Raw genomic sequence first — 9452 nt, 5'->3', positions numbered from 1 at the left:
CCATATCGTCCTCGAAAATCGGCTTTCGCTTCGAGGTGAATCCTTGCGCTGAATAAAAACCGCGCCTTCGACAACACCACCGCACTCTCCGTCACCGGCGTCGGGGTAAATACTAACACTTGAGAAAGCAGGGAGTTCACGGTCGTCGTCGAACGTCTGACGGTGCAAAACGATGGCGGCCACCGCGTGCCCGGCTTCGTGATGCGCCACAAGCGGCAGATATTGGGAGGCTACATTCATGCGGTGCGGCTCTCAGGTCTAGTTTGCTTTTGCGCATAGGACCGCAATTGTCGTGCCAACTGGGAAAATCGTTTCGGGCAATGCGATCGCTCCGATAGCGTTGCGTCTCCTGTCTGACATTGTTGGGAAGTCGACACGCGCCCGTCGCAATGCGGTCGACCTTCCGCGCGAGTTGGGTGACCCGTGAAGGCGGCCGACCAGGACGATGTTGCGCTGATCGGCGACGAAGGCGCGGCCGGGCGAGATCGCGCATCAGGGGGTGACCGGCGTGTCGGCGAAGTCGAAGTCGTCGATGTCCTTGGCCAGCGGCAACTTGGCGACAGCGAACTGGTATTTGATGGAGCGGGCCTGCTTCTCCGATATCTCGGCCTGCAAGAGATCACCGACAATCCTGGGCGGCTCGTGCCGTCGCTTGATGGCGACGCGCCCATGATCTCGTCATAGGCTCTGCGCATTCCGTAGAGCTTCAGCGCTCCCATCAGTTCCAGTACCTCGGTGCGTTCCATGGCTGTTTGTCCTCCTGAGACTGTCATAGCGGGTGCAGTCGGCGACCGCTCGTGAGCTAGCTTCAGCGCTTGGGGAATGGAAAGGATCGTGCCCGGCGCCGGATCGCGGCTGCGGGCCAGGATGTTGAGAATCACCGGCGCCGACGATGCACCGTGCTCGATGGCTTCCTGACAGGCGGCCTCGACCGCGCTCAATCCGTCGGTCAGCACCCAGGTGAGGATCAACACCATCTGCCGGTCGACGTCATCAACCGCCTTGAGCTGCGCCGCACCTTCTCCATTGCCGACCGCACGACCCAGCCAAGGAACGGCGCGCGCCGTGTGCCAGGGATCGTAGACGACCTCGTTGCGGCCAAAGGAGCGAACGTGTTCTCCCACGACCACGCCATCCTCTGGCGGATGCGATCCGATCGACATAAGCATGGATCTCGATGGGCCGACCGACGGCACTCGACAGCACCGAGTATTTGTTGTTGTCGAAGCGCACCGTGCAGGTCTTCGACACCGACGGGGGAATGCAATGGAAGCCGTCGAAGCGACCGGCAGCCGCTCCCGCTGCGGCTTGGCCGCATTCGCCGACAGCAGCCGGTCCCGCGTCTCACGCCGAGCTCCCATGCGGGGATAGGGCTGGTGCTTGCGCTCGTAGCGGAACTCCGTCTCCTCAGAACGCAGGACCTTGCGCACCACCTTGCGCGAGATCTTCAGCTCACGGCAGATCGCTTTGATCGACTTCCCCTGGACCAGCGACAGCCGACGTATCTTTGCAATCGTCTCTAAAACCAACATCCAAAACACAAATGCCTCCGATCAAGCCGGAGGCATCTTGATGACCCCATCGTTAAGGGGTCCCGTTTGGACGAAAATCACCCTTTAAACAGGGTCCCCATTCCACGAAAAATCAATGCACTACCTTCCAAAGCTGCGAGAGATCGCCACCGACCGCTTTGAAGGGGCTTTCGGCGGTCTCGTCAGCGAGGTTGTGGCATGAAGAAACATCAATCCACAGCATTGGGCCGAAGCATGCCACGGGCTCATGCCGCGGGAGAGCGGGAAGATATTCTTGAAAGAAGCGGTCTCCGACATCAATACCGACAGGATGGGCAGCTTTCTCACATCACTTGAGGTCGAGCGTGGCAGTTGCGACCCGCAATGCAAGGCTGGCGGCGATGCATGCCTTTGCGCGGTTCCTGATTTCGGAGCACCCCGAATATTAGGATACGCTGCAACTGGTGGTGACACTTCCCTTCAAGAGGGCGCGTGGGTGGCACCTGTCGGATATCTCGATGAGCCCGGAAATCAAGAGCGTCCTGGCGCGTATCGACCGCCGCACGCCTTCTGGACAGCGGGATTACGCTCTGTTTTCGCTGATGTTCAATACGGATGCACGAGTTCAGGGATCCTGAATCTTCGATTGTGACCTTCGTCTGGTATCGCCCTGTCCCGCCGAGCAAAGCAACGACCGCCCCACACTGCTCACCCGGTTCGGTGTTCGATACTTGCTGCGCACACATGGCTGCGGGCGAAGGAACCACCATGGCGGAAAAGAGCATCCATCATCGCCCTTTGCGGGACACGACGGCCATCCACCTCGTCAAGGCGGGTGTTGACATCGCCACCATCAGTCGATGGCCAGGCCACTCGGGCTGAACTAACGATGCGCTACGCCCAGGCCGGTATCGATATGAAGCGGCAAGCGCTCGAACAAGTCTTCCCCGACGTGATGTCATCGGCAAAAGATCAGACGATCATCGCTTTGATGGCTGGATGTTTGGCTGGCTGCACCGCTTGTAGACGCTCAGTTATGTGGAGTTGTATCGCGGGAAGTCGCGCGTCTTGGTCTTTTGCGGTGTCAGCTCAACATCTCTCCGCAGTGCACGTTGTCACTGTTGAAGAGCCGTTTGTTCAATCTTCGTCCTGGCACGGCAAGGGTTGTCCATATTGTGGCGTCTTGCGCTTGCCGAGCTTGTCCGAAATCCAGCGCCGGATCAGGCGTGAACACTGTTGCGTAGTTCGTCAGCCAGAGCGCGGAGAACGTCGGCGCTTCCTTCCAGCGCCGTAAAAGCGTAGGGATTGAGGAACTGTCGGCCCCAGAACAGATTGCGATCTATGCCGGATAGCGTAGCTTCCTCGCTGACACGCGGCCAATTCTCCGCAATGCATCGGAGCTGGCCTTCAACAATCGCAAGAGCTTCCGGCGCGCTGAGCAGGAAGTGATGCGCCGCTTCAAGGCAGGACGCTATCCGGCTCATGCGGTTATTGCCGCTGATGAGCATGGCCTGGCTGGCCTCCTGGCCACTGCGGGCCTGCGGACAAATATCGTACGCAGGCGTGAGGGTGAGCTTAGCCCCGTCCCAGAATGCCGCATGGTTGCGGGCATGATCGTCGGTGTTGCCGCAAAGTATGTTGAAGACAATGCGGCTGAACAACTCGCGCAGAGTTTCCGACGGCGCGGTGAATCGGTGGCGAATGATCTCCGCCAAATCCTGGTAGCTGGCGTAACGCGCCATCATCTCATCGAGCGCGAGCATCGTCAGCGCTGAGACCATGGATTTGCGTTGCCAGCCGCCCGTGACCTTGATCCGGTCGAATCGCTCGACGAGCAACACGTCGTTGCCTGCGGCGCGAACGAGCGAGACGGATGCCGCTCTGATGCCGCACAAGGCGGCAAGCCGCATGGCTATGAATTCTCCTTTGACGACGCTGTAAAGGTCGGCAGACGAGGAAAATTTCGCGACATGCTTGACGGCGTCATCCTCGATCAGCGCCTTTGGCCTTGCGCCGCCGATCGAGCTGCCGTGATGCAGCGCCTGATCTAATTCGGGGGTGAGCGGAATACCTTTCTCTACCCGCTCCGCCGATTGGACAAGCTCTTCGAGAGTGGCATTGGCCAGTGCGCGCGGCTCGTAATGCGTGGGCGAAAACTGAAAATCGAGCGCGCCGATGCGGTCCGAGCCTGATTCCAGCAAGAACGTCAGTTCTGAAATATCGAGCCGCGCGATTTCATCGCCCTTCACACCGAATTTGCGGTTTAGGATAACCCGTCGTCCCCAGGCATCAGGGGCAGCATCGCGGATGCATCCCGGCATGGTTAGGCCAGGAAGCAAAGGCAATTCGCCTGCCTTCAGGGGCAGTTCCGGGAGATAAAGCGGGATCGCGCTGCCCAGTTCACGAAAGCTCCTGCCATAGTTGAAGCTGACGAGTCCGTCATGGGCATATAGCCGCCCGGCGACAACCGGCGCGGTCTCGCCCGGCAGCCAGACCCAGACATAGGCTTCGTCGTACTTGGGGACCTTAGAACTCATCGACGATCTGCTTGCTGGCCTTGTAGACGTGCTTCGGCAGCAGCGCGATGCGATCGTCCATGCGGCCTGTGAGGGCTGTGATGCCATTGCCGTCGGCATCGAACAGCTTCACACCGACAATGGCAGCAGCTTCGAACATCAGTCCGATTTCGACTTTGGGATCGCCCTTCTCGATGCGCTGCAGGGTGCTGCGTGAAACACCGATTCTCTCGGCTAACTCCTGTGCGGTTAACCGGTGCTGCATCCGGCCAAGCCGGATGGTCTTACCGAAAAGGCCAAGCGCTTCCATCGCGTAGCGCGAATAGGTGCGTTTATACGTTGCCTTCATTCGGGTCTCTGTGACCTATGCATGATCCATATCGCCTTCTTTCGAACTTTATATAGGTAATGTCACAGAGCGACTGCCAAAGTCAAGACTCCGTATCGCAAGCGTTACCCATCCGAACGAGGAAGGCGGATATTGCCTACGGCTCCTGCACAACCGGCCAGCTCTGCGCCCCTCGGGCGAGGCGGAGATCTGGCGCTGGATCGCGGACAGCCTTGAGACGCCTCGCATGAGTCATTCATGGGCGGTCCCTGGTGCGAGGCCGCGGCGCTCGACTGCTGGCCGACATTCTCGGTGGCGGGACCCGCAGCCGGCTACACCAGCACTTTTCGACCGCATACGCGCCCAGCTTCTCTCCGAAATCATTGCCAATGAGCGCGAACCTCATGCGATCGCCGAGCTGGCCTGGCGGCGCGGAATCTACGGCACGCATCCGTATTCGAGACCGCCCAAGGGAGCCTGACTAGCGTAACGCCCTCCGATCTAAGCGCCTTCCACAAAGCCGCTTTCGCACGCGACGGGCTGCATGTGGCGGTCGTAGGCGACATAGATGCCAAGCCCTGAGAGTAAGGCTCTACGAGCTGTTCGGCGATTTGCCTCAGAAACTGGCGCTTGCCGGCGCGAACCAGTGGTATCGCGAGGGCGAGCACGCCGAGCGCTTTTCCTCCGCCCTCCACTGACCACAGACCCGCACGCAACGAAGCCGCGCTCGATCTTATCGTGGCGTGGCTAGGTGCAATGTTTGCTCTCGCCATCAGGCCGGCTTTCCCGATGGCGTGGTCAACCTGATCTATGCGTCCGAAGGTGATCGCGTGGGCCGTGAACTCTGCACCAATTTCAAGATTCAAAAGATCAGCTTTACCGGTTCGAACGAGGCCGGACGGCTGCTGATGCGTCAGTGCTCTGACCAGATCAAGAAGGTCAGCCTTGAAACCGGCGGCAATGCACCTTTCATCATCTTCGATGATGCCGACATTGACGGTGCTGTTGACGGTGCGGTCCAGGCGAAGTTCCGCAATGCCGGCCAGACCTGCGTTTCCGCGAACCGCATTTACGTCCAATCGAGCGTTCACGATGAGTCCGCCGAGAAATTGTGGAGAAGGTCCGGCACTTATCAGTGGTCCGACGTCTACTCCCGGAGCTAAGCCGTCGCCAACCCAAGATCGAGTCCCACATCGCAGATGATAATTCGATGCGGGGCCGAACGATAAATATGCATGCTTTGGCCACCCCGAGGCAGGGCTCATTGAGATGATCCGACCGCCTTGGAACAAAGATGGGGTAGAGCAGATGAAGCGTTGGCAGCGTGTCTCCATTCGACGCGAGCGCTGAGGATGGGATCACGATCATTCGCATCACGCGCAGCCGCAAGGGCGATGCCATGGCTACTTTGGAATCGTTGAAGTGGTTTGAGCCGGACAGTCACAAATACACCCGTTACGCCGCGGCTCAGGAAACGGGGCGGCGTCCGGCGGTGGAGGTGCTCGCTGACTTAAAAAGGGTGCGGGCAGTCGTTGCGCTTGAGAGCGACGACATTTGGGATCCGGCACGGGGTGACCTGCTGCCAATCGGCAGTTAACAGGGTCCGACAAAAGTGTGCACAACATGCTGCTGAAGTGGCCTCCGGAAGCGCTACCGGAAGTTACGCGTCTTGAACTTGATAGGGTCGATATGGTCATACTGCATCGACGATGTCGCGCCCCTTCGGCATGCCGCGCGGATCGATGCCCGATCCGCCGTGATGAGCCTCGTCCCTCGGCCGTGCGGCAACGGAAACGGCGTCTTGCGGTTTCCCACGCTGGCCAGCCCGGCCGACAGATCGGTCAGCTCGTGGGCGACGAGGTGCACCACCTCCTCTTCCGTCGGATGCGTCCGCGGACGCCGAGCATGGCCGAAGCAAGAAGCACGCGCCGGAATTTCTCGAGAGATCTTGACCCAGACGACGACGTTTGCCGCACCCGTCTCATCCTCCAGAGGAACATGAAGCCTTTGGCCGAGCCCGGCCGCTGCCGGACCAGCACCAGGCCGGCGGCCTCGAGCCAGCTTCTGCCTCGCGCCTGCATAGCATCCTGACAGGTCACGGTGCGGCGCCGGTTAGGCGGCACGCCGATTTTGGCAACGCTAGCCTGTGAACTGAAGAATGAAGGTCGGACTTGCGGCACATCGATTAGGTTCAAATGATAAGTTGCTGCCCGGCGAGGTCGTTTCAGCGCATCTCGACTGGTGGGTCGGCAAGACAATGCGGAACGGAAATGATCGCAGGCGTAAAGGACGGCTTTCGGGGCCGGAAGCTTCAGGCCTGGAACCGGACCCCAGTTTGGCGCAAGCATCGTGGCCTCCGCCCGGTCAGGCATTCACCGGCTCGCGAAATGCCAATTGATTCTGCTTAACCGGGCATGCCTAAACGGCCACTTGCGTTCCGATCTCGACCACACGTCCGGTCGGGATCTGGAAATACTCCGTCGCGTCGGCGGCCGTGCGCGCCAAGCCGATGAACAGCTTGTCCTGCCACACCGGCATGCCGGAGTTGGGTGACGCCTTGAGCGAGCGACGCGACAGGAAGAAGGACGTCGTCATGATGTCGAACTTCCAACCCTGCTTGCGGCAGATCGCCAGCGCACGCGGGATGTTAGGCTGTTCCATGTAGCCGAAGGTCAGTGTCACCCGCATGAACAGCTCATTGATCGTTTCCATCTTGATCCGCTCGCTGTCGGGCACCACGGGCTGCTGCGCCGTCACCACAGAGAGGATGACGTTCTGTTCGTGCAGCGCCTTGTAGTGCTTCAGGCTGTGCATCAACGCGGTCGGCGCACTGGCGGGATCGCTGGTCAGGAACACGGCCGTACCGGACACCAGCTGCGGTTTCTTCTTCAACAGATTGCCCGCAAGGAAATCGAGCGGAATCTGGTTCCTGCGCGTCTTGTCAAATAGATACCTGCTGCCTCTTATCCAAGTCCACATGGTCATCACGATCACTGCGGCAATGGCAAGCGAGGCCCAGCCGCCTTCGAATACCTTGACGATGTTAGCTGCAAAGAAGCCGGTATCGATGAAGACGAACACCGCCATTAAGGCTATCGCGACGCCGAGCGGCCATTTCCAGATGCGCGTCATCACAACAAAAAGCAGTATGTTCGTCACCAGCATATTGCCGGTCACCGAAATACCGTAGGCCGAGGCCAGCCGGCTGGATTCGCCGAAGCCGACCACCAGCAGCATCACCACCAGCGCCAGCATCAGGTTGATGCGCGGCAGATAGATCTGGCCCGACTGTTTTTCCGACGTGTGCTGGATGACGAAACGCGGCAGCATGTTGAGCTGTACCGCTTGCCTGGTCAGCGAAAAGGCGCCGGAGATCACCGCCTGGCAGGCGATCACGGTCGCCGCCGTGGCAAGCACGACCATCGGAATAAGCGTCCAGCCCTGGTTCATCTCGAAGAACGGATGACCGACAACGCCGCCATTTGCCAGCACGAAGGCGCCTTGCCCGACATAATTGAGCAACAGACAAGGGAACACGATCGCCAGCCAGGCGAGCACGATCGGCTTGCGGCCGAAATGGCCGAGGTCGGCGTAGAGCGCCTCGGCTCCGGTGACGGCGAGGAAGACTGCACCAACCGTAACGAAGGCGACGTCAGGCGAGTTGACCAGGAACGACACGATGTAATGCGGGCTGATTGCCAGCAGGATTTCCGGGTCGTCCATGATGTGGTTGAGCCCGGAAAGGCCGATGGCCAGGAACCACAGCGCGGTAACGGGTCCGAACACCAATCCTACGCCGCCGGTGCCAAACCGCTGTACCGCAAACACGATCGCCAGGATGGCCAGTGTCAGCGGCACCACATAGGGCTGGAACGTCGGCGTGACGACATTCATACCTTCGACCGCCGACAGTACCGAGATTGCCGGCGTAATGACGGCGTCGCCAAAAAAAAGCGCCGCGCCGACGATGCCGATGCCGATGCCGAGGATCACCGCAGAGCGGGTCGGGAAACTGTTGCGCGCCAGCGCCATAAGCGACAGCACTCCGCCCTCGCCTCGATTGTCGGCGCGGAGCACGAACATGATGTATTTGATCGTCACGGTGATCGTCAGGGACCAGATGATCAGCGAGAGTACGCCGAGGATGTCGCCACGGCTGGCGACGTTGCCACCCGCTGATGCATGCAACGCCTCGCGAAATGCATAGATCGGGCTGGTGCCTATATCGCCATAAACGACACCTAGTGCGCCCAACATCAGCGCCTTGGTGCTGTGCTGCTCGACCTCAGAATGGCTCGATTGTTCGACAGGTTCTGCCTCGTTACCAGCATTGGTAAGGGCCATGGACGACACTCCGATAAGCGCGCGGTGCTCTACGCTTGCTGCACTGCAATATCAAGTTCCGTCACGTAATGTCTGCCGTCTCGCCTGTCGTTGCTCGCCTTGGTAGACTCGCCAGCCCGCAGCCCTACCGAGCAGCAATAGCGCCCCGGCAGAACCCTCAATCGCCCAGATCAATGAATGGTTATCGCCCACAGTGCCCCCCCGCGATGCGGCCGATGGCGACCAGGGTGTCGTGGGCGCACAAGGATGGCGCTTTCCTGATGACGCCGTGCTCCAGGTGTGATCGCACCGTTGCTGCGCAAGCCATTTACTTGCTCGTCCCAGCGAGAACCGTGGCCAACTGGAACGCAGGGCCACGCCGCTCACCGGCCGCACTTTGCGGCGCAGATAACGATTCGATCTCCCCGGCGAGATTCTGGTTGAAGAAGCCACCAAGCTTGTCGAAGGACACACGGTCGTAATATCGACATGCCAGTATCCGCAACCCAGAAAAAGCTCCTTCGGCTCCGCTGCGCGCGCCACGAACAACCCGATCTTCTCTGCGAAAGAGGACGCCGTAATCCCAGGTTGAAGCCAAACCGGGGGGCGGCCGTGACGTATGCTACACAGGCGAAGGGCTAGGAGGCGGGTTCGGTGAGGAACGGCATTGATGTCCACGCCGTCTCCTGGAAAGACAGAGGAATGCGGTGTCACCGCCAGGCGCCGGAGGTTGATCCGGTGATTAGGAGGAGCACTCGTTGTCGGATTCTCGAC

Annotated in this window: 5 protein-coding genes and 4 pseudogenes; 2 read left to right on the top strand and 7 right to left on the bottom strand. The window is 59.9% G+C overall.

Going from position 1 to position 9452, the window contains the following annotated elements:
• The 5 genes and pseudogenes from EOB49_RS37030 to EOB49_RS30970 form a co-directional block, all read right to left on the bottom strand.
• The coding region (locus tag EOB49_RS37030) for a hypothetical protein (protein ID WP_206526162.1) at positions 1-240 on the bottom strand (240 nt) is incomplete at its 3' end.
• A 192-nt stretch (positions 241-432) separates the two neighbouring features.
• A pseudogene (locus EOB49_RS38130) lies at positions 433-746 on the bottom strand (ATP-binding protein); the annotation flags it as partial.
• Positions 747-756: 10 nt separating this feature from the next.
• A pseudogene (locus tag EOB49_RS38125) lies at positions 757-1290 on the bottom strand (IS21 family transposase); the annotation flags it as partial.
• A 1441-nt stretch (positions 1291-2731) separates the two neighbouring features.
• Entirely contained in the window at positions 2732-4048 is a 1317-nt protein-coding gene (locus EOB49_RS30975; RefSeq protein ID WP_127206482.1) for a HipA domain-containing protein, read from the bottom strand.
• Positions 4038-4337, bottom strand: a complete 300-nt coding sequence (locus EOB49_RS30970) for a helix-turn-helix transcriptional regulator (RefSeq protein WP_245472901.1) — start codon at positions 4335-4337, stop codon at positions 4038-4040. Before EOB49_RS30970 ends, EOB49_RS30975 begins: the two co-directional genes overlap by 11 nt.
• A 791-nt stretch (positions 4338-5128) precedes the next feature.
• Here EOB49_RS30970 and EOB49_RS30960 point away from each other — a divergent pair.
• Together EOB49_RS30960 and EOB49_RS30955 are read left to right on the top strand one after the other, a co-directional pair.
• Positions 5129-5464 (top strand): annotated as a pseudogene (locus tag EOB49_RS30960) (aldehyde dehydrogenase family protein); the annotation flags it as partial.
• 215 nt (positions 5465-5679) lie between these two features.
• The gene (locus EOB49_RS30955; RefSeq protein WP_127266913.1) at positions 5680-5952 is read left to right on the top strand and encodes a hypothetical protein; all 273 of its coding nucleotides are present in this window, start codon (positions 5680-5682) and stop codon (positions 5950-5952) included.
• Between the two features lie 53 nt (positions 5953-6005).
• On the opposite strand, the pseudogene EOB49_RS30950 reads toward EOB49_RS30955, so the two are convergent.
• Together EOB49_RS30950 and EOB49_RS30945 are read right to left on the bottom strand one after the other, a co-directional pair.
• Positions 6006-6466, bottom strand: a pseudogene (locus EOB49_RS30950) (OB-fold nucleic acid binding domain-containing protein); the annotation flags it as partial.
• A gap of 307 nt (positions 6467-6773) precedes the next feature.
• The gene (locus EOB49_RS30945; RefSeq protein WP_127332304.1) at positions 6774-8699 is read right to left on the bottom strand and encodes a potassium transporter Kup; all 1926 of its coding nucleotides are present in this window, start codon (positions 8697-8699) and stop codon (positions 6774-6776) included.
• Between the last annotated feature and the right edge of the window lie 753 nt (positions 8700-9452).

Origin of the sequence: Mesorhizobium sp. M7A.F.Ca.MR.148.00.0.0 (assembly GCF_003997735.1) — a bacterium.
Lineage (GTDB): Bacteria > Pseudomonadota > Alphaproteobacteria > Rhizobiales > Rhizobiaceae > Mesorhizobium.
This window is presented reverse-complemented; position numbering and strand designations above follow the sequence as displayed.

What these genes read in the sequence shown, in the direction of transcription:
- EOB49_RS30970 (WP_245472901.1), bottom strand. Translation starts at nt 4,337, where the DNA reads ATGGAAGCGCTTGGCCTTTTCGGTAAGACCATCCGGCTTGGCCGGATG.
- EOB49_RS30945 (WP_127332304.1), bottom strand. Translation starts at nt 8,699, where the DNA reads ATGGCCCTTACCAATGCTGGTAACGAGGCAGAACCTGTCGAACAATCG.
- EOB49_RS30975 (WP_127206482.1), bottom strand. Translation starts at nt 4,048, where the DNA reads ATGAGTTCTAAGGTCCCCAAGTACGACGAAGCCTATGTCTGGGTCTGG.